This is a genomic window from Rathayibacter sp. AY1C9 (assembly GCF_002932315.1).
GTDB lineage: Bacteria > Actinomycetota > Actinomycetes > Actinomycetales > Microbacteriaceae > Rathayibacter.
In genome coordinates this window covers 1-19,842 of the sequence record NZ_PSVZ01000012.1, presented here as the reverse complement: position 1 = coordinate 19,842, position 19,842 = coordinate 1, and the positions used below count along the sequence as shown (strand labels likewise).

Genomic DNA, 19,842 nt, shown 5'->3' with positions numbered 1-19,842 from the left:
TCACCGGTCGCGTATGCAGCTACGGGCAGCGGTAGGTCTTCGCGAAGTCGGTTGCCGTGAACTGCCTTCCCTCGGTCATCGAGTTGAGCGACGGGCAGATGTCGTTGTTGTGCGCCGCCGCTACGAAGGGGGTCGCTGCTTGTGGGACGCAGCCGTAGTCCTGGTCGGGCTGGTCGAGGATGCGCAGCTGACCCGTCTCCGCGGCGGCGAGGTGAAGATCGGACCAGGAGCAGGACCAGGTGAGTGAGGCTCCGGTGTCGTTGGTGATGCTGACGTAGTGGGAAGGGCCATGCACTCCGAACAGCAGATCACCCACCCACAGAACCGCGGCCGCCACGACGGCTAGAGCGCCCAGCGCGATCGACAGTCTCACCGACCGTCGTTGGCGGGGTGATGTCTGCCGGTCCGGCGAGAGCCCGCTCGGATCCCAACTGTCCAGACGTTCAACCACGGCGTATCCACCCCTCGGCGCGACGAGAAGCGGCCTCGACCGCCGCCGCGCTCGTTCCCTTGAGTTCTCCCACGGGAGAACAGTAGGCGTGACGCGGCTCTCACCACGAGGAGCAACCGACTCGCGACCGAGAGCGTCCCGTAAGGGGATCGCCCAGTGCGACACTTTCCGCCATGCCGGACGATGAGACTCGCTCGACCTAATTCGGTCGGACCTAGGGTGGGCAGATGAGTCGTCGTTCTGTTGCACTCACACTCCTACTGGCTGTCGTGGGCACCATGACCGCATGCGCGCCGGAGCCCGTTGATCGCGCACAGCTCACCCAGTGGCGCTCGGATCGTCAGGCTGACATCGACGCGGGAGGTCCCTTCCTCGCTGTGCTGTCGTCCGATTCGAGCGCGGGACGGGAGGGGGATCGGCTGGTATCTGCCTTCGACCAACCGGTGCTGCCCGGCGCCATTACCTTCGAATGCTTCGGGGATGGCACAGTCGAACTGCAGCTCGACTCCGACTCCAAGACCGGCACGGTCACGACAGGCAAGACCACTGTCCGGACCGTGGACTGCGGCGATGGCCCACTCGACATCGATCCGGCCTCCCTCGGCACCGACCCCATCAATCTCGTCGGCGCGGCTACAACTGACGCCGATCGCGACACGGCTTGGTTCCTGACCGTACGTGGGGCGCAGAGCACGCCCTGACGGTTCACTGCTCATGTCGGCTCCCGCGGGGCAAGCTGGTTCGTCCCGTAAGGGGATGGGTTACCGCTCAACGCAGCTTCGGCGCGCGGACCTGCTCGCCGGGCGCGCTCAAATCGGATACCCGAAGTAGCGTTCGATCCAGCTCGAGTTGCTCATCACGCGCGGTCCGTCGTATCGGGCCCAGAGCGTTTCTTCGGCAGTGACTGTGAAGTTCACGGTGTCGAGGGCTGCCAGTATCGATGACAAGTCCTCTGGTTCGACCAGCGCATCGAACTCCTCGCGTGTATACGCTTCCTGGGCTTCGAGGGCAATGAAGCAAAGGTCTCCGTGTCGGCTGATGCAGATGACGAGGTTCGCCGAAGTGCGGTTTGCTGCACCGTCGACCGTGACGTGCGTGAAGGTCGCGGAGTCCTGCCATTCCCAGGGACGATCCGCCGTTACAGCCCTGGGAAAGCTCTCATCGAGCAGTGCGACGAGGGCGTCCACCTTTGCTGCCAGTCGCTGACCGTCGAAGTCAACCGGCTCATCGCCGGGCCCAGGGGTGTCCAGCTCGCGTAACCGCCGCTCAAGCGCGATTCCCTCTAACCACATGCCCCAAGTCTCTCCCCAGCTGTAGTTCGGCGCTTACCAGAGCAGTGCCGAAGAGAGCGCATGGGCGTTCCGTCGGGGGATGGCTTAGAGAGATGCTGAGAGCATCATCTGCTGTTGGAGCAGGTGGCTTGGGTTCACCTCGCCCAGCGACGCAGCTGGCGCAGCGTCTTGCGGTCCGTGTGAACGAGGCCGACGGTCGGGTGGAACCGGAATTGAGGTGGGGCCTCGACCAGTTGCAGAGCAGCGCGTGCAGACTCTCGTACGGCGTCGACGTCGCGCTTGATCGTGGCCGCGCTGATGCGCGCTAGATGCCACCGGAAGATCTCGGACGAGAGTTGGAAGCCGACTTCAGCCGGCCACGAGTCGAGGTGGGCGATGGCCTCCTCGACGTCTCCTGGCCCCTTTCGGGTGAGGAGCACCTCGGCGGCAGCGATGCGTATCGACCCCGATGTGCCGTTCAAGGTCGGATTCTCCTGGATCACCGTCCGGTACTGGTGCAGGGCCTCCTCCACGTCGCCGGTCTGCACAGCAATGTTTCCGAGCAACTCGCGACTATGCGCGCGTTCAACGGCGAGATCCGGCTCGGGGTAGTCCACTGCGCGGATGAGCAGGGATCGAGCGGCGTCGATCAGGCCCGCGTCACGAAGAGCTATGGCCTTGAGCTTGAGGTACTGCTGACGGTTGTGCGGTCGTGCTCGGCTGAGACGACGCTCGAACTCGTCACGGTCAGCGGCATCCCACCCAGGATCGCGGTACCAATCATCTGCCACCTTCGAGATGATCCTCCGCACGACGCTGCGCGAGCAAGGCGAGATGCTCCGAGCGCGGCGTCCCGTATGGGGATGGTCGACCGGGCGGCCGGTAGGGGTCGTTCGCACGTGCTCGTCCGCGCGGTCGACGTGAGGAACAGGGTGGTTAGTACCGGCGGATGGACACGTTCTCGCCAAGGCTCGTCCAGTCGAGGCCAGTGGGGTCGTCTGGACCGGCGCCATCGGTGTGAATCTGGACGGCCCATGCTCCGTTCAGCGACAGCTCATCCCCGCAGCCGCTTCCGTCTTCGTTGTCGCCGTCTCCGTCCACGATGACGCACCGGCCTCCGGTCGTGGTCTGCGACCCGATCCAGACGTCCAGTCCGTCGGCTGAGCCGACGTAACGGATCGAGGCGGGGTCGTAGCCGTCTCCTACGGTGCCGACGTCGGGAAGAGTGTCCCGCTCGTCCTGCGCCCGCTCGAAATCGGTGTACGCCTCGGTGTCGGGGCCGGAACACCCGGCCATGAGCGTCATCGTGAGCGCCGCCACTGCCGCTCCGGCCACCCGCCTCAGGCGCGTCGTCGATTCCACCGCATCCCCCTGTGCCTCGTCAGCACACCGTATCGCGCTGCGAAGGAGACGAGCGCTGGCGCTGTGATGATGGGTCTTCTTCGGCGTCCTGTGCCTCTACTGTGGAGCAATGAGGCACCGCCCCATCCACACAGCAGCTGGCCTTGTTCTTGTGGCGGCTCTCGCCGGCTGCACACCGGTACCCGGTGAAGATCCTCGAATCACGCAGTGGCGCGAAGAGCGCCAGGCGGACGTGGCAACGGATCGCGACGTCGTAGCGGTCCTCTCGCTGAACGTCGAGGCCGACGATGACGGCGGCCGCGTCGAAGTCACCCTCGAGAGGCCGGCGCTGCCGACCGCGATCACCTTCGATTGCCTCGGTGAAGGAGTGATCGACCTCGAAATCGGATCGCTTTCCACGGCTGGGGGACCGGCGACGAGGACGACGACCACCCTCGACGCGATCGACTGCGCCGATGGCCCACACGAGATCGATCCCGCGTCGCTTGGCGAGAAGCCGATATCGAGTGTCGACGCCATCGCATCGAACGCGGACAATGACACCGCCTGGTTCCTCACAGTGCGCGGAGACCGCGACCCCTCCTGACATCGGCGGGACTTCTCGACGCGCTCGGTCGGTGTTGTCCTCAAGCGCGTCTCGGCACTGCTGTCCCGTACGGGGATCGTCCAGCGGGTCCATCCGAGGAGCTGTAGATGTCAGCGGGCGTGAGCGTCCGCGGCCGCAGCGGTATTGAAGAGGCGGCGTGCACTCAGGGTGAAGGCTCCGACGTATAGGAGGAGGGCGAGCGCGATGGCTGCCATCAGGTTCGCCGGGCCGCTTCCGGCTTCGCCCGAGAGGAGGGCCGCGATCCCGGCGCCCAGCTGGAGAAGCCCACCTGTGGCGTACCCGATCAACGGCACCACCATTAGGCAGAGGGCGACGACCGCCGCGACCAGACCGACGAGCGGTGCGATCGCGCGTTGCGAGACTCGACGTCCGCGCTTCAGGAGCCGAGCGGCAGCGAACGCAGCAAGCCCGATGAGCACACCTTCGATCAGGGCGGACGGAATGAGGTAGACCGCGAAGAACGCGACTATTCCCGCGGTATTTTGCCCAGTCCCGACCTGCGCGAGCTGCTGGGTAGTCAGCACATACAGCTCGACCAGGTGGAGAGCGGTGAGAATTACCGTTGCGACGATGGCGACTGCGATGAAGGGGAATGGCGCCCAATGGCGCAGTGCTGACACTCGGCCAGTCTGGCTCAACCCTGCACCCCTGATGGCATGACACGGATGCACGATTCTGTCGGGGAGAGAGTCGGCGTACCGGCCGTCCCGTAAGGGGATCGTTGACCGGCAGAGGGGGCGCTGCGCTATGTCGTCGCTCGTTCTTCCTGCGACTCGGTGATGAGCTCCTGCTTGCGTTCGGCTCTGAGCGCGACGACGGTTCCCGCGAGAGCGAGTGCGGCGGCTGCGGTGAAGAGGGCGGTGGCGTCCCACCTGTAGTGACGGATGGTGATGCCCGGTGAGGTCTCGCTGGCTGCGTAGGGGCAGGACAGGCCGAGCGGGTAGAGGATCTTCTCGCCCGATACGCGGCTGGAGTAGAGGTCGATCCCGTCGGGGTATTCGCTGTGCTGGCACTGCACGGCGGCGGGTTCCCAGCCGGTCTGAACCCAGCCGATCGTGTGGGTGAGGAGGGCGACTGGGGTTCCGATCACCATCGCGAGGATGCCTAGGGTCTTCGCGGTCCGGAGTTCCATCCCGTCAGAGTAGGGCGGACGCTACCCACCACACGCGTCCCGAAAGGGAATCGCTGACCGGTCGCGTGGGACGTCATGCGACGCGCTCGTCGGGTGGCGCGTCGATTCACTCTTTCCCAGTGAAATGAAGCTCTCCGCCGTTGTGAGCTGCGGCCGTGATGAGGAGGATGACTCCGGCCATGACGATCGCGGCCGGCGCTAGCCAGGCCCAGCCGAGCACTCGAGATCCTGAGCGCAACCACCACCAGCCCCGTGTCACGCAACCGAGAGCGGCTATGCCGACGCAGGCGAGACCTGACCATCGAGCGAAGGCGGTCATTTGCAGGCCGAGGGCTACGCCACCCCAGACAATCGCCATTGCAACGATGGTCAGCCCGGCTGAAGAGAACAAGAGGACGATGGCAGAGAAATCGAGCCGGTCTCCCGGCGGTGGTTCCCCGTAGGGGTGCTCTTCATCGAACCGTGCGCGATAGCGCTCGACCAGAGGGAGCAACTCGAGAGCTTCTTGAGGAAGATCGCGAGAGGGCAGAGCGAGGAAGTCGGGCAGATCCCGGTCGCGGACGCCTGCCCCTGCCAGTAGGCGCGCAGCCCTGTCTCGTTCAAAGTCCGAAGTCTCGCCATCCAGAGCGAGCCCCCAGCGACCTGCTTGGTCGGGGGCGCCGAGCTCACGGTACTTCGCGATCAGCGCGAGCCTGGCCATCGTGTCCGAGGGGAAGCGGCGAACCTGCATGCGCAAGAGCTCAAGAGCGACCGCTCGGCGACCTTCCTGCCACAGCAGGTCAGCGCGCCGTACTGTCGCCGCTTCATCCATGCGCTCATCGTTGCACCTCGCTCTCAATTAGATGACGAGCTCCCGAGCCCGCCGTCTCGTATGGGGATCGTTCACTGGGACCCGCGAGGCCCCTCTGAGTGTCTAGCGGGGGATGCTGCTGCGAGCGGACGGCGCCACAAGAGAGAGGATCTCAGCGACCGCAACCAGCCTGCCTCCTTCGGCGATGGCTAGCGTCCCTCCGGTTTTCACCTCTCTGGCGGCAATCTTGTGCGAGAAGAAGTCGAGCTTCCACTGCTCGGCCGAGTCGGGGTTCACGCGTTGCATGATCACGCTGAAGTGTTCGCTGCGACCGATGTGTCGTGGCTTCAGGTGTACCGCGAAGCAGTTCACGGCATAGACGCCCGCCGGGGGCCCGTTACGGCGTCCGCCGGCCTCGGGCGAGAGCCACTCGATCTTCGCGAAGGCGAAGGGCTGGTCGACATCTCTCATGCGTGGACAGTACCGCCGAGCGGATCCCTCCCCGGAGTCTTCCCGGCGATCAGGTCGGCTGGCGCGAAGAAAACCCACGGGGACGGGCGCCCCTTGCGGAAGCGTGTCGCGGTCCTGCGAGCGACTGGATCCCGCCTCGCGTCATTCGGTCGATGGGCTCACGTCGAACAGGAACACTGAGTTGAAGCGGAACTCTTTCACGGGGCTGTTCTCCCACGCTTGCCCGGCGGAGCTCAGCAGCCGACGGAAGGTCGCTCGTTCCAGCGGCTCATCGGCGAGGATGAACGCGGCGTGCTCGATGACGGTCAAGTAGGAGAAGGCCTGGAACCAGGACAGGTCGCGAATGTACTCGTGAAAGGCCGGCCAGTTCTCCACTGTGGTGGGGAACGAGAAGTGACGGCCGTACACGTCCCAGAGCTCGTCGGCCGTCCGCATCGCCCGCGCGTCGAGACGGACGAGGCCGCCGTCGTCCTCTGCCGACTCGATCGCAGCGTCGAGGTCGGAGCTCGACCCGAGTGCGTCGAACACCCAGGGCCGCCCTGTGAATGCTGGCATGACAGGGATGATCCTCTTCTGCCGGGAGCGCCGCACGCCGGACGGCTGCAACCGTTCTGTGCCGTTCCGTATGGGAATGGTTCACCGAACGCTCTGCTGCGATTGCCGGAACCCGTTCCGGTCGTCAGTTGCTGTCGGGTGGTGAACCGGGAAGTCCTGGCGTCGGTAGCCAGTCCGAGAAACTCGCTCGCAGGTCTTCCTGCTGTCGCTTGTCCTTGAGGAAGACGTCGACACCTCCGTCGTAGGGGGCGAAGAGCCAGCTCGCGGTGGCGTCGGTGACGGCGACGTGCGCCTCCTCGTTCGAGACGGCGCGGAACAGTGGCTCGAGTTCTTCGGGTCGGTGTGGCCCGAAGCTGATCGTCAGAGCTGGGAGATCGTAGAGGGTCTCGTCGTGCACGGAGGTTCTCCAGTGGACGGCATCGGGAAGAAGAGCTTCGATCCACGGAGTCCACGCGAGGTCGTCTCGATCCCATTCCTGCGCGATGACGAGCAGAGGGGCTGCAGGATCGCCCGCGACCTCGGTCAGCAAGGTGACGTAGCGATCGAGAACCGTCTGCATCTCCTCCAGGCTCTCGGGGTACTGCTTCGACTTCGGCAGGGTGTGAAATCTGCTCCACCGGTCGGCCCCGGAGCCGAGCGCGCGCATGTGCCATCCGATCGGCGCCACGTCATCGCCCCACTCGGCTCGCCAGCGTTTGTCGAAGGCCCTAACTTGTGAGTTCACGCGGTGATCGTCGCACGATTCCGTCGGGGAGAGGCGGCGTACCGGCCGTCCCGTATGGGGATGGCTCATTGGAGCGTCTGAGCGCCGATCGTCGTCGTTCCGCCATCCGTGTTCTCGATGGTGATGCTTCCATCGAGGAGAAGGGTGTCGTCGGTGCTAGGCCACCAGGCGGACCACCACCCGTTAGAGATGGTCGCCGCGACCTCATGGCCGTCCTCGGTCAGCGTGATGCTGGCGACGTCCTGACCGACCGTGCCGGCGGCGAAGCCGTAACCGTCCGGCGGGAGGTGCCCTCCGGACGCGAAGAGCTCGATCGAGCCGGATGAAGGAGCCTGAGTGGCGTTGCCGGGGCCGTCGAGCAGTAGATAGGTCGGGACGGTGGCGCTCTCTCCGACGCACCAGGCCACGTAGGGACCGCTCTCGACAAGCACTGATTCGACGGTGCCCCGTGTGTCCGCCGACACGACGTCAGCTGGCTCGGAGGTGTTCGAGTTGGCGTCGAGGGTGTCGATGCAGTTTTCAAGGACGGAGGAGCTGCGTGCGCCTGCCTCCGGTTCAGGCGTCCAGCTCGCCAGGCCCGAAGGGGAGATCCCCCCTGCGCTCAGCGCCACCGTGCTGACGGGAGCCGCTGGACGACCGGCGATCGCCGCTACGGCGACGAGAGACGCAGCGAACCCGAGCGCGCACACGCCCACGATCAGCCGCCGACGGATATCCGTCCTCGGGCTCTCGCGGTGTGTTGTCTCGGACTCGATGCTGACGAGGATGCGCTCGTGGAGTCGCTCCGCGTCGGCCGCGTCGTCTCCTCGGCGTGCGGGGTCGGCCCGCTTGAGGGCGTGCAGTTCGTCGGTGCTCGTCATGAGAGACCTTCCGTGGGGAGCGCGGTGAGCCGCGCACGGCTCGGCCGAGTCGGGTCGAGGATCGCCGCGTACCTCTTCTTCGCCCGCGACAGGCGCATCGAGAATGCGGCACGACTGCACCCGAGCACTTTCGCCGCCTCCGCGTCCGAGAGGTCCTCCCAGACGTGCAGGGCGAGCACCTCCTGGTCTGCCGCGGACATCGATCGCAGCGCCTGGAGCGCATCGATCTCGGCGGAGCTGTCGGCATCGGCTGCGCCCGGTAGCCAGACGCGCTCAGCGACAAGATGCTCGCGCGCCTCCCGCCGGACGGCGTTGCGCAGAACGTTCGAGGCCGTGGCGAAGAGCCAGGGACGCGGATGCGCGGGAAGGTCCCCGCGCCGGCGCCACGCGATGAGGAACGTTTCGGCCACCACGTCGTCCACAAGTTGCTCCGGGGCGCGACGCCGGACATAGCGGATCAGGTCGTCGAAGTTCGCCGCGAACAGCTCCTCGAAGACGTCGCGATCGCCCTTCTCCACGTTGCACCCCCTCGGCCCCTCACTCTGTACATGTCTGCACGACGAGGAGTTGCAACACGACGAACGCGCAGCGTTGCGAGGACGCTCCGGATCGTCCCGAAAGGGGATGGTTAACCGGTCGCAGGGGCACCGCCTCACATTGGTGGCTACTGTCCGGCGATCATCGCGAGGGAGGGCGCCCGGCCCTTCTCGATGTGGGTGAAGGCGATCGACTCGGCGAGGCGGTCGTTGCCGGCGCGGATCGCGTCGAGGAGGCCGTGGTGCTCGTCGGACTGCTGGCGCTGGTCGCGTGCGCTGGTGAGGTAGAACAGCCACGTCATCCGCCCAGTGACGGCGCGCATCAGCGAGGAGAGCAGGGCGCTGCCGGCGACTTCGACGATTGCCTCGTGCACGACGGTCGAGGTCTCGGCGACCTCGAGCCAGTCCTCGCTGTCGAGGGCGCGGTGCTCCGCGTCGATCGCGTCGAGCAGCGGTTGCAGTGACGCGCCGGCGGCGACGGCCTGTGCGGCCAGCCGCGCGGCGAGGGTCTCGAGGCTGAGTCGGACGTCGAAGAGTTCGACGACGTCCTCGATGCTCCACTGGGCGACGCGGGTGGAGCGGCGTGGGAGCATCCGCACGAAGCCCTCGTTGGCCAGCTGCGGCACGGCCTCGCGCACCGGCAGTCGTGAGACGTGCAGCTCGGCGGCCAGTGAGGCCTCGACCAGCCGCGATCCCTGCGAGTGCTGGCCGAGGATGATCTGCCGGCGCAGCGTCCGGTAGGTCTGGCTGGCGAGCGACTCCTCGGTGCTGGCGAGTGTCATGACGGTCCTCCTCGCGACGCCGGTGCGACCATTCAACACGCTCGGCCCCGCCTGTGCGGTCCGCCGGCCACCCCGCTCGGCCCCGCGCTCAGCCGCCGGGCCAGCTGCGCTCCTTCGGCAGCGGGCGGGCGTAGCTGTCGATCCGGCTGGTGCCGAGCTGCTGCCGGACGAGCGTATCGACGAGCGCGGCCGCCGCCGCGACCCCGTCGACCACCGGCACGGGCAGCCGCGCGCCGACGTGCTCCTCGAGCCCCGCCATCCCCGCGCAGCCGAGGCAGATCACCTCGGCGCCGCGGGCGATCGCGCGCTCGCCCGCCGCGACGAAGGCGTCGAGGGTCGCCTGCGGATCCTCCTCCAGCTCGAGCACGCCGAGGCCGGTGTCCTCGATCGCGGCGCAGTGCGCGATGAGGCCGGCGGTGGTGAGGCTGTCCTCGATCTGGCCGACCGCGCGGCGGACGGTGGTGACGACTCCGTAGCGGCGGCCGAGCAGCATCGCGAGGTGCGCGGACGCCTCCGTGATGTCGACGACGGGCACGTCGAGCAGCTCGCGGGCGCCCTCGCGGCCGTGCTCGCCGAAGCCCGCCATCACGACGCCGTCGATGCCGGCCGGCAGCCGCTCGAGGGTGTGCAGGACGGCGGCGGCGCTGAGGAAGCTGTCGTACCAGCCCTCGGCCGAGGCGACGCCCCAGCTCGGCGTGATCGCGACGATCTCGGTGCCCGGCCCGACGGCGAGCCGGGCGCGGGCGGCGGCCGTCTCGGTCATCGACTCGGTCGTGTTGCAGTTGACGACGGCGATGCGCATCAGCGGCCCGCCGCCGCGGGGACGCCGGACAGCCGGACAGCGCTGCCCGCGTCCCGCAGCCGCGCCAGATCGATCAGCGCGGCGGCGACCGCGAGGTCCTGCGCGGCGAGGCCGACGGAGTCGAACACGGTGATCTCGTCGTCCCGGGTGCGGCCGGGAGCGGTGCCGGCCACGACGTCGCCGAGCTCGAGCAGCCCGGCCGCCGCGTCGAGGGCGCCCTCCGCGATCGCGAGGACGAGGTCTCCGGACTTCGCCCGCGCGGTGGCCGCGCTGTCGACGACGAGCGTGCCGAGCGCCATCGCCGCGGAGTCGAGCTCGCGGTGCTCCGGCCGCGGACGGGCGCCCACGGCGTTCACGTGCTGGCCGGCGTGCAGCCAGGCGCCGCGCACGATCGGCTCGACCGACGGCGTCAGCGTGCAGAGCACGTCGGAGCGCTCGGCGACGGCCCGCGGATCCGCGGCGCGGGTCACGGGGCGCCCCACCGCCTCCTCGAACCGGTCGAGCGTCGCGTCCGACCGCGACCAGACCACGATCTCGTCCAGGTCGCGCACCGCCTGCAGCGCGCGGACGTGCGCGACGGCGAGGTTGCCGGCGCCGATCAGCCCGAGCACCCGGCTGTCCGCCCGGGCGAGATGCCGGGTGGCGACCGCGGAGGCGGCGGCGGTGCGCGCCCGGGTGATCAGCGCTCCGTCCAGGACGCCCACGCACTCCCCGGTGAGCAGCGAGGTGACCAGGATGGTCGAGCGCTGCGTCGGCAGCCCGCGCGCCGCGTTGCCGGGCAGGTCGGCCATCAGCTTCACGGCGGCCAGGCCCAGGGCGTCGGAGCGGACCGCCATCGGCAGGATCAGCCCGTCGTCCTCGCCCGCGAGGGCCGTCGGCGCGCCCTGGTGCAGCGCCCCGGAGCCGAGGTCCGCGAACACCTGCTCGACCGCGCCGAGCACGTCGACGTCGGGGAGCAGCCCGGCGATCTGCTCGAAGGCGAGGACGAGCGTCATCAGCGCGCGCCGACCGTCGTGCGGCCGGTCAGCTCGGCGAGGGAGGGGGCGCGGGTGACGAGCCCGGCCTCCGCGAGGATCCGCATCCAGCGGTCGGAGGCGGCCTCGTCGATCACGGTCGTGTCCCAGACCCCGCCGGCGGCCATCTCGTCGGCGGCCTCGTGCAGGAGCACCGGGTCGCGGTCGGGCCAGCGCGCGGCGAGCACCGCGTCGATCTCGGCGCCGGCCTCGCCCGCCGTGATCCGCTGCATCGCCGTCTCGATCGCGTCGACGAAGCGCTCGGTGCGGTCGGCGAGCTCCTCGACCCGCTCGGTGCGGGTGTAGTAGACGCTGTTGGGCATCACGCCCGCGTCGAGGTGGCGGAAGACGATCTGCCCGCCGCCGGCCGCGACGAGCTCCTTCGCGGAGAGCAGGTCGAGCACGATCGCGTCGCCGAGGCCGTCGCGGTAGAGCTCGAGCATCATCGCCGTGGACAGGTCGCGCGCCCAGCGGGTGGCGGAGACGTCGAGGCCGGCCTCGCGGATCAGGCCTGCGGTGAACTCGAACGGCGCGCTGCCGCCGGCGCCCGGGGCGAGCACGACCTTGCCGGCCAGCCAGTCCAGGCCGACCGGTCCGGAGCCGTCGCGGGCCACGATCGTCATCGGGAAGCGGTGGTTGAGCTGGCCGACGACGGTCAGCTCGCGGCTGGTGCCGGCGTACATCCCGGGGACCCAGAGCCCGCCGAGGGCGAGGTCGGCGGCACCGGAGTCGAGGTCGTCGAGGACGCCGGTCCAGGGGTCGCAGGCGGTGGCGGTGACGGCGAGGCCGCGCTCGGCGAACAGGCCGCCGACGTCGGCGACGTACTCGGGGAGGTAGTTGAGTCCGTTGGCGGTGGCCGAGACGGTGAGGGTGTCCATGGTGCTCCTTGTGGTGCTGTCCGGTGGTGGGTCGCGCCCCCGGCGCCGGAGCGCCGGGGGCGGGGGTGGGTCAGTGGGCGGCGGCGATCGCGTTCTCGTTGACGTCCTCGAGCGAGCGTCCCCGGGTCTCCGGGGCGAAGCGGGAGGCGACGACGAGCACCGCGTACATCACGGCGGCGAGGCCGAAGACGCCGGCGAAGGCGAACGAGCCGTAGAGCGCGACGGCGAGGAACGGCATGACCGCTCCGGCGATGTTGCCGATGCCGTTGACGATCGAGGCGCCGGAGGCGCGGATCGCGGTCGGGAAGATCTCGGCGGTCCAGGTGGCGAGGGTGGTGTTGGTGACCATCGTGAAGAACTGGAAGAGCGCGCCGAGCATCAGGATCGCCCCGGTGCCGTTCCCGAAGCCGGCGAAGGCGAGCGCGGTGAGGCAGCCGAGGACTCCGGCGGCGCCGACGGCGGTGCGGCGGCCGACGCGACCGGCGATCAGGGCCGCGGTCGTCGCTCCGAGGAGCGAGCCGATGTTCATGATCATCGTGTAGAGCAGGCTCTCCGAGACGGAGTAGCCGCGCTCGACCAGCAGGGTCGGCATCAGGAAGTTCAGCGTGACCTGCGAGCCGAAGGCCATCCAGGACGCGACGCCGAGGGCGGCGGTGCGGCGGATCACCGGGCGGCTGAACACCGCGGCGGGGGAGGCGGACATCCGCACGGGCGGCAGGTCGTCCGGCGACAGCTCGACGGGCGGGCGGTCAGTGGTGGGGGTGAGCGAGTTCGAGGCGAGGATCGCGAGCGAGCGGTTCGCCTCCTCCGTGCGGCCCTGCGAGAGCAGCCAGCGCGGCGTCTCCGGCAGCTTGCGGCGGTAGAAGACGACCAGCAGCGCGGGGACGGCGAGGATCACGAACGACCAGCGCCACACCGAGTCGGGGCCGCCGAGCGGGGTCTCCAGCGGGCCGAGCAGCAGCAGGAACAGGCCGTAGGAGAGGAAGTTGCCCAGGCCCCCGGCGCCGACGTTGACGGCGCCGATCGCGGTGCCGCGGAAGCGGGTGGAGACCATCTCGGAGAGCATGACCAGGCCGATCATGAACTCGCCGCCGATGCCGATGCCGACGATCAGGCGGCTGACGAGCAGCATCTCGTAGTTCATCGCGACGGCGCTGAGCAGGCCGCCGAGCGTGTAGATCAGCAGGTTGAGGCTGAGCGAGAAGCGGCGGCCGTATCGGTCGGCGAGGTAGCCGGCCAGCACGCGGCCGATCAGTCCGCCGATGACCGTGGCGGTGTTGATCGTCGTGAGCTGGATGTCGCCGATCTGCAGCGTCTCCTTGATGTGGCTGCCCATGGCACCCACCGAGTTCTGCTCGAGGGTGTTGAAGAACTCCCCGGCGAGGATCAGTAGGAAGATCCAGAACTGCGCGCGGGTGAAGCCGATGGAGTCGAGGACGGAGGCGACCGTGTGTCCGGAGGCGGGCGGAGCGGTGGTGCGGGATACAGCTGACATGTGTAGCTCCCAGCAGGGCGAGGGGGGAAGCGGCTCCAGAGTGATGGTCACCGCGAGGACTCCTCTTTTGTATCCCAAACACCGTTTCGGGCAGGTTTCCACGATGCTACAACCTTCCTCTGAGCTGCAGTGACCGCGCAGAACCGCATACACCTCGAAACGTTCGCTGACGGTGGTATACAAAAGAGCCTCGATGCGCGCAGGGGCTACATGGACCCGTAATGCGGGAGATGTGGGGCACGAGCCGCCGTCGTCATGCGTCTCACGACCCCGGCTGGCCGCGTCTTCAGGCCCCCCGAGGAGTAGGGGCGGCGACCTGAGATGCGAACCCGGATCGTCGCGCTCCTCGTTGAGCTGCGCGGGCGCCTTCTCGGCGAAGCTATCCGCCACCCCGCCGCTTCACCGTCGGGCCCGTCGTCACCGCAGCTGTCGTCGAGACCGTCGACCACAGCGTTCTTCCGACGCTCGTCCGCAGATCTTGAGCAGCGCCGAGTTCAGCTAATCCTGCGTCCCGTATGGGGATCGGTCTCCGGGACAGATCCGACCCGGATGGACCAGTGCGCTCCTGCCGTTCACTCGCTGGTCCGAGAGTGATGGTGTGCAGACACTGTCGCTCAATGCTTCCGCCGTGATCGCGGGCGTAATCACTCTCCTCGCCCTCGTCGCGGGCGTCTTCCTCGACGGATTCACGTTTGCGTGCAACGAGTCCCTTCCTCCTCAATGCACGGGGTTCCACGTCGCGTGGCCGGCTCTGTGCTCTGTCGCCCTCGCGACCCTCGTTCTCCTGGTCGTAGCGATGCGCGTCAGCACGCGCTCCCACGCTCGATGGAGGTCGCTGCTGCTCGCCTTGGGGGTGGTCGGCGCCGTCACCAGCTGGGTTCTGGCTCTGCGTACCGCCGTGATCGTCGGTTGAGCAGACCACGGCACGTTCCGTATAGAGATCATTGACCGGTCAGCCATCGATCTTCTGAGGTATTGGACGAGCGGTCGGATGGACCGAGGGGGTGGGGTCGTATGGCGGAGTCGTGTCCCGAGGGGAGTCGAGGGACGCCAACCCCAGGAGGGTGATCGTCGCCACAAGAGCGCAGGCAGCAGTGATGAGCGCCGCGAGCAGTAGCCGCTCAAGGGTGCGCATGGCACGAGGTTATGGCACGAGGTGAGCGGCTTAGGCCGTTCCGCGCGCATACCGTATGGGGATGGTTGGCCGGGCGCCTAGACGTCTGCGGGCAGCGGTATCGTCCCGCGAAGCCTGTGGCGGTGAAGCTCGCACCGTCGATCATTACTCCGACGTTCGGGCCGGAGGACATCAGCGCGGGATGTTCCTACTGCGCTCGGAACTGGCGCTGGTCGCTGCAGTAGCAGTGATGGCCGCGAGCGGCTGTCCTGCGGAACGCTGCCGCCCGCGCCCGCGCGCGGCGCATCCCGCGCGCCGGGCTGGTGCGGGGAACGGCCCTCCCGCAGACGCCAACTTGCAGCTCGCTGCCACGAACACTGTCCCACTGATGATCTTCGAAGTGCATGCGTGTCCCGCTGCCAAGCCCGGGTGTCGGCAACACCCAGGGTTGTATTGCCGAGCTATGCGGAGTAGACCTAGACGTGCACGACGACCGCTCACAAGGGGTGAGCGCGGGGACTTGGATGAAGGTCGTAATAGTCATGCACACCTCACGAAATCGGTCCGCTGGCAAAATCGCCACGGTGTTCGTTGCGCTCGTCCTGGGTACGGTTGTCGCACCTGCCGCTGCGTTGCGGAAATTCCCGGTTCGGACTGAATCACATCATCGCTCGCGGCCACTTTGACGCGGACACCAACTTCGATATTCAGCAGACACTCAGCTACGGCCTCTACGCACCCGGGAGCTCAGGCTCTAAGACGCTCTACGACGCGAACTGCACACCCGTCTACTTCGTTCTCTTCGGATATAACGCCTACAACGGCTCCGATGCCCTCGCTAACCCCATCGGCATCGTCAACGCCTACAAAATCGACAGCACCATAAACACCCGATCTACCAGCAGCACCACCGCCGCACCCATCATCCAACCGCCCTACGGGACCGGATGCCCCGTCTACACCCCGATCGAGAACGATTGACCGACACCCGCGACCTCGCCGACGTCGTGGGGTGGATGCGCCGCCACTACTCCACCCCGTACGACGTCATCGCGGCTACCGCAACCCACAGCTCAAACGGATGGAGCGTTGACACAACCATTCGAGCTACACCCACCTCCACTGACGAGGTAGTGAATCTCGACCAGTGGGACCCTGCCGCAATCGATTCCCTGACCACCGGAGGCGACCTTGCAGTCGAAGCCTTCGCGCTAATCTTGCACGCCAACCTCATCGAATGGTGGGATACGGAACGACCGAAAACGTCGACGCGATACTGAACCACTAAACAATGTGACGAATCAAGCATAAGATCCGAGCAGACACCCCCTGCGAGGCGACGGACGGAAAGCAGCTGATTGCTCCGTTGAGCGGCTCTTCACCGGCACGCCGACAGCATCACGGGCCGCCGACCGACTCGACCCTTCCCTCGGCAGCTCCCAGAACCGCGCCACCCCGGGCACGCTGCTTCAACTTCGATCCCATCGCCAACACTCCGACTCACGGTGGTATTGCAACGACCGGCTGAACCCAAGTCCCCCTAACGGACACCTCCGGAGTAGATGAGGACAGCCGCTCCGGCGTCGAGGAGCCTCTCCGGCCCCTGTTCGATGCGCGAGGATTTGGACATGCGTACCGATAGGGAATCGCTCTCCGCGTCGAGCGGGAGCCTCGCGCCCGCAGCGCGAGGCTCCTCTGACCCGGCCCGGCTCGAACGGGCTGCCACCCTCACCGTGCTGCGGGCAGGACACCCCCTTACTGGATTAGGGGTGCCTTGGTCGGGCGCATTCGACGGTAGTGCGGCGCGAGCCTCGGAGGGCTAGTGCGTCGATGCGTCCGGCGTCCGATGAGGGGTCGTCATCCGGCCGCCCAGGATGGCCGCGCATGAGACCGGAATCTCGCGGCGCTGTTTGTCGCAATAGACCCGCCCGATGAGATGCCCGATGGTGGGGCGTCAACTGACACACTGAGCGCACGGTCGCTCGTGGGATACGCCCGCGTCTCAACCGACAAGCAGGATGCGACCGCTTAGCGGGACGCGCTCCGGGCGGCCGGCGTCCCATCCGATCGGATCTACGCCGACTTGGGTCTGACCGGCCGGAACCGCGAGCGTCCCGCGCTACGAGAGGCGCTGGCTGCGTGCAACGCCGGATCGACTCTGCTCGTGACGAAGCTCGACCGGCTCGCGCGGTCCATCACAGACCCTCGCGACATCGTTGATGAGCTGACCCGCCGCGGGGTGAAGCTCAGCATCGGGGGATCGGTCCACGATCCGGAGGATCCGATCGGCCGGCTGCTGTTCGACGTGCTCGCGATGGTCGCGGAGTTCGAGGGGGATCTGATTCGTGCCCGCACTCGTGAGGGGATGAAGGTCGCGAAGGCCAAGGGGCGTCTGCGTGGCCGTCAGCCGAAGCTGTCGCCGAAGATCGAGGCGCATCTGGTCGCAGAGCATCGTGCCGGGAACTGCATCGTTGCCGAGTTCGCGGCGGAGTTCAAGGTCGCGCGGTCGACGGTCTATCGGGCGGTGCAGCGGGCTGATGCGCGCGCCGCTGGCGCTGTCGCCCTGGCGCCGCCGACGGAGGGCGCATGATGTCGGGGGCGGAGAGGGTACCTGCGCTGGTGCCGGAGAGGGTGGAAGTGCTGCCCGGTTGGTCTGCGCTTACACGTGTTCTCAGCACCGGGTGGGGAACTCTCGCCCAGGCGATCGCCTGTATCTGGCTCTTCGTCGGGTTCGCGGTCCTTCCTCCGGGATCGCGTCTGCCCCTTTTCGTGCAGCTGGTGCTGTTCTTCGCCGCTCTCGCTTGGTCAGTGATCTGTCTCGCGATCGGCACGTCCAGGGTCACCGGTGAGAAGGAAGCCGGTTACACGACCCTGGGGCTCGGGCGCATCACGGTTCCTGCGGTTGATGCGAGAACGGGCGTCGTCCTGCGGGCGGCAGGCGAGCCGCACTGCCGACTCGTCGACCGGGTCCGGCACTCCACCACCGACGCGTCCGCCCCTCAGTCGAACCGCGCGCCCTCCGGCCGCGGCGGCAGCACGAACAGGATCAGCAGGAACACGTAGCCGGCGATCGGCACGAGGATCGCGAGGATCCACAGCCCGCTGCGGTTCACGTCGTGCAGCCGCCGCCAGATCAGCGAGAGCGACGGGAGGAACGTCGCCAGGGCGATCGCGCCCGCGGCGAGCGACACCCAGAAGGTCTGGAACGGCGCGCCGCTCGGGTACGGGGTCAGCGTGAAGTCGAGGCGCCACGGACCGCCGTCGGCCAGCTGCAGCAGCCCTGTGAGGACGCTGCCGAGGAGGATGATCCACCAGTACTCGGCCCGGCTCGCCCTCCCGCGGAAGCGGAGGTAGTTGCCGAAGAAGCGGCGGAGCGCCGCCATCGGCGGAGCCCCGTAGTAGGGGAGGGCCAGCGGCGGCTCGAGGGTGCTCGGGCTCATCGGGTTCCGTCTCTCATCCCTCGACCGTATCCCCTGCTCCCCGCGGCGCAGCGTCGGCCGTGCGGACGACATCCCGGTGTTCGCGCCGGAGGAACGCCGCCGTGTCCACGAAGCCGGAGGCCGCCGTCTTCACAACGGAGGAAGAACGTTCCAGCTCGAGCGTGAACACGCGGATCGGCGCGCGCCGGAGCACGTTCTACCTCCGTCATGAACAGGATCAGCGAGTAGGAACCGCCTCCGCCCGCACCGCCGCCGTCGCCCGGGCGTCGACGATCAGGCTGACGACGAGCCCCACCGCGACGATGACGATCGCGACCCACGGCAGCACGTCGAGCCCGCTCGCGTCGATCGCCAGTCCGCCGACGACCGCGCCGCCGCCGATGCCGATGTTGAACGCCGTCGTCTGGAGCGCCGCGGCGAGGCTCCGCAGCTGGAAGGAGGAGGTGCGCAGCATCCGGGTCTGCAGCATCGCCGGGATGCCGCCGAACGCGATGTTCCAGACCACGGCGGCGACGACCACGGCCGTGGCGGCGCCGGTGCCCGCGGCGACGGCCAGGCCCGCGAGCGCCAGCACGACCGCGATCGCGGCGACCACGAAGCCCGAGCGGGGGAACCGGTCGGTCGCGAAGCCGGCCAGGACGAGTCCGACCGCCCCTGCGCCGCCGAACGCGAAGAGCACGAGCGGCACCGTGTCGGGGGCGAAGGAGGCGTTCTCGAGCCAGGGCGTGATGTAGGTCGAGAGGGTGTTCTGGCCGATCAGCACCAGCAGGATGACGACGCAGACGCCGATGATGCGGGGGAGCGTCCGGTCCTTCCGCGCCGGCAGGCGGATCTCGCCGGTCCGCAGCGGGATGTGGTGGTCGACCGCGGGCAGGAACTTCACCACGATCAGCGCGAGCACGAGCACGACGCCGCCGAGGATCGCGAAGGTGGGCCGCCAGCCGAACGCATGCCCGAGCGCCGTGCCCAGGGGGACGCCGAGGACGAAGGCCGCGGATCCGCCGCCCGCCGTGATCGCGGTCGCGCGGCCGAGCTGCTCCGGAGCGACGAGGTGCGCGGAGTAGGCGGCGACGATCGCCCAGAAGAGGCCGTGGGCGAGCCCGCCGAGGATGCGCGCGCCGATGAGCAGCCCGAAGGTGGGGGCGAGCGCGGCGAGGACGTTGGCGACCGCGATGGTGCACAGCGCCACGAGGAGGAGGCTCTTGCGCGAGAAGCGCTGGGTCACCAGGGTCAGCGGAGTCGTCGCGACGACGACGGTCGCGGCGAAGATCGTGACGAGCTGGCCGGTGAGCGAGATGCTCACCCCGAGGTCGCGCGACATATCGGGGATGAGCCCGGTCGGGAGGAACTCGCTCGTCACGGAGACGAAGACGGCGCCGGCGAGCGTGAGCAGGCCGATCCAGGGGAAGGCGGGGGCTTTCGCGGTGTCCTGAGGGTTCACGGTGTCCTGAGGTCGGGGGCGGGCGCGTCGGTGGTGGAGTGCCGGACCCGGTCGACGAGTCGGCAGTGCGGCTCGCCTGCCGCCCGCAGGACGACGCCCGTTCTCGCATCAACCGCAG

Annotated in this window: 23 protein-coding genes and 1 pseudogene; 5 read left to right on the top strand and 19 right to left on the bottom strand. The window is 68.1% G+C overall.

Going from position 1 to position 19,842, the window contains the following annotated elements; all coding sequences use genetic code 11:
• Window positions 1-19: 19 nt before the first annotated feature.
• Window positions 20-373 (bottom strand): hypothetical protein, encoded by a 354-nt coding sequence (locus C5D09_RS09855; protein WP_104269206.1) that lies wholly within the window; start codon window positions 371-373, stop codon window positions 20-22.
• Between the two features lie 347 nt (window positions 374-720).
• Between C5D09_RS09855 and C5D09_RS09850 the strand changes: the two genes are divergently transcribed.
• Window positions 721-1,152, top strand: a complete 432-nt coding sequence (locus tag C5D09_RS09850) for a hypothetical protein (RefSeq protein ID WP_146076932.1) — start codon at window positions 721-723, stop codon at window positions 1,150-1,152.
• A 108-nt stretch (window positions 1,153-1,260) separates the two neighbouring features.
• Here C5D09_RS09850 and C5D09_RS09845 read toward each other — a convergent pair whose 3' ends face one another.
• The 3 genes from C5D09_RS09845 to C5D09_RS09835 form a co-directional block, all read right to left on the bottom strand.
• Entirely contained in the window at window positions 1,261-1,743 is a 483-nt protein-coding gene (locus tag C5D09_RS09845; protein WP_104223359.1) for a hypothetical protein, read from the bottom strand.
• A gap of 134 nt (window positions 1,744-1,877) precedes the next feature.
• Window positions 1,878-2,513, bottom strand: coding sequence for a tetratricopeptide repeat protein (locus C5D09_RS09840; protein ID WP_146076931.1), 636 nt, complete (start codon window positions 2,511-2,513; stop codon window positions 1,878-1,880).
• 145 nt (window positions 2,514-2,658) lie between these two features.
• Window positions 2,659-3,084 carry a hypothetical protein gene (locus C5D09_RS09835; protein ID WP_146078955.1) on the bottom strand — a complete coding sequence of 142 codons (426 nt, stop codon included), beginning with the start codon at window positions 3,082-3,084 and terminating at the stop codon, window positions 2,659-2,661.
• Between the two features lie 109 nt (window positions 3,085-3,193).
• On the opposite strand from C5D09_RS09835, the gene C5D09_RS09830 reads away from it, so the two are divergent.
• Window positions 3,194-3,670 carry a hypothetical protein gene (locus C5D09_RS09830; RefSeq protein ID WP_146085625.1) on the top strand — a complete coding sequence of 159 codons (477 nt, stop codon included), beginning with the start codon at window positions 3,194-3,196 and terminating at the stop codon, window positions 3,668-3,670.
• A 110-nt stretch (window positions 3,671-3,780) separates the two neighbouring features.
• On the opposite strand, the gene C5D09_RS09825 is transcribed toward C5D09_RS09830, so the two are convergent.
• The 13 genes from C5D09_RS09825 to C5D09_RS09770 form a co-directional block, all read right to left on the bottom strand.
• Window positions 3,781-4,311, bottom strand: a complete 531-nt coding sequence (locus C5D09_RS09825; protein ID WP_104269205.1) for a hypothetical protein — start codon at window positions 4,309-4,311, stop codon at window positions 3,781-3,783.
• Window positions 4,312-4,436: 125 nt separating this feature from the next.
• Window positions 4,437-4,823, bottom strand: coding sequence for a hypothetical protein (locus tag C5D09_RS09820; protein WP_104269204.1), 387 nt, complete (start codon window positions 4,821-4,823; stop codon window positions 4,437-4,439).
• Between the two features lie 106 nt (window positions 4,824-4,929).
• Window positions 4,930-5,634 (bottom strand): DUF6584 family protein, encoded by a 705-nt coding sequence (locus C5D09_RS17130; protein WP_146082457.1) that lies wholly within the window; start codon window positions 5,632-5,634, stop codon window positions 4,930-4,932.
• Window positions 5,635-5,736: 102 nt separating this feature from the next.
• Window positions 5,737-6,084, bottom strand: coding sequence for a hypothetical protein (locus C5D09_RS09815; protein WP_104269203.1), 348 nt, complete (start codon window positions 6,082-6,084; stop codon window positions 5,737-5,739).
• 141 nt (window positions 6,085-6,225) lie between these two features.
• The gene (locus C5D09_RS09810) at window positions 6,226-6,612 is read right to left on the bottom strand and encodes a barstar family protein (protein ID WP_181065713.1); all 387 of its coding nucleotides are present in this window, start codon (window positions 6,610-6,612) and stop codon (window positions 6,226-6,228) included.
• Between the two features lie 151 nt (window positions 6,613-6,763).
• Complete coding sequence (locus tag C5D09_RS09805; RefSeq protein WP_146084472.1) at window positions 6,764-7,363, bottom strand: hypothetical protein; 600 nt, start codon at window positions 7,361-7,363, stop codon at window positions 6,764-6,766.
• A gap of 65 nt (window positions 7,364-7,428) precedes the next feature.
• Window positions 7,429-8,223, bottom strand: coding sequence for a hypothetical protein (locus C5D09_RS09800; RefSeq protein WP_104269200.1), 795 nt, complete (start codon window positions 8,221-8,223; stop codon window positions 7,429-7,431).
• Entirely contained in the window at window positions 8,220-8,741 is a 522-nt protein-coding gene (locus C5D09_RS09795; protein WP_104269199.1) for an RNA polymerase sigma factor, read from the bottom strand. The genes C5D09_RS09800 and C5D09_RS09795 overlap by 4 nt, the downstream gene beginning before the upstream one ends.
• A 146-nt stretch (window positions 8,742-8,887) precedes the next feature.
• A complete protein-coding gene (locus C5D09_RS09790) occupies window positions 8,888-9,541 on the bottom strand; it encodes a GntR family transcriptional regulator (RefSeq protein WP_104224667.1) in 654 nt (217 codons plus the stop codon).
• An 88-nt stretch (window positions 9,542-9,629) separates the two neighbouring features.
• Window positions 9,630-10,343, bottom strand: coding sequence for an aspartate/glutamate racemase family protein (locus C5D09_RS09785; protein WP_104269198.1), 714 nt, complete (start codon window positions 10,341-10,343; stop codon window positions 9,630-9,632).
• Window positions 10,343-11,338, bottom strand: a complete 996-nt coding sequence (locus tag C5D09_RS09780; protein ID WP_104269197.1) for an ornithine cyclodeaminase family protein — start codon at window positions 11,336-11,338, stop codon at window positions 10,343-10,345. Before C5D09_RS09780 ends, C5D09_RS09785 begins: the two co-directional genes overlap by 1 nt.
• A complete protein-coding gene (locus tag C5D09_RS09775) occupies window positions 11,338-12,234 on the bottom strand; it encodes an ABC transporter substrate-binding protein (protein WP_104238902.1) in 897 nt (298 codons plus the stop codon). The genes C5D09_RS09780 and C5D09_RS09775 overlap by 1 nt, the downstream gene beginning before the upstream one ends.
• A gap of 70 nt (window positions 12,235-12,304) precedes the next feature.
• Entirely contained in the window at window positions 12,305-13,729 is a 1,425-nt protein-coding gene (locus C5D09_RS09770; protein WP_104269196.1) for an MFS transporter, read from the bottom strand.
• Window positions 13,730-14,327: 598 nt separating this feature from the next.
• Between C5D09_RS09770 and C5D09_RS09765 the strand changes: the two genes are divergently transcribed.
• The 3 genes and pseudogenes from C5D09_RS09765 (at window position 14,328) to C5D09_RS09760 (ending at window position 17,433) form a co-directional block, all read left to right on the top strand.
• Complete coding sequence (locus tag C5D09_RS09765; protein ID WP_104224248.1) at window positions 14,328-14,642, top strand: hypothetical protein; 315 nt, start codon at window positions 14,328-14,330, stop codon at window positions 14,640-14,642.
• An 813-nt stretch (window positions 14,643-15,455) separates the two neighbouring features.
• Window positions 15,456-15,824 carry a hypothetical protein gene (locus tag C5D09_RS17125; RefSeq protein ID WP_146076920.1) on the top strand — a complete coding sequence of 123 codons (369 nt, stop codon included), beginning with the start codon at window positions 15,456-15,458 and terminating at the stop codon, window positions 15,822-15,824.
• Between the two features lie 955 nt (window positions 15,825-16,779).
• Window positions 16,780-17,433, top strand: a pseudogene (locus C5D09_RS09760) (recombinase family protein).
• A 409-nt stretch (window positions 17,434-17,842) separates the two neighbouring features.
• On the opposite strand, the gene C5D09_RS09750 reads toward C5D09_RS09760, so the two are convergent.
• On the bottom strand, window positions 17,843-18,283 hold the full coding sequence (locus C5D09_RS09750) for a DUF805 domain-containing protein (RefSeq protein ID WP_181065714.1): 441 nt from the start codon (window positions 18,281-18,283) through the stop codon (window positions 17,843-17,845).
• Window positions 18,284-18,500: 217 nt separating this feature from the next.
• Window positions 18,501-19,724 carry an MFS transporter gene (locus tag C5D09_RS09745; RefSeq protein WP_104223333.1) on the bottom strand — a complete coding sequence of 408 codons (1,224 nt, stop codon included), beginning with the start codon at window positions 19,722-19,724 and terminating at the stop codon, window positions 18,501-18,503.
• Between the last annotated feature and the right edge of the window lie 118 nt (window positions 19,725-19,842).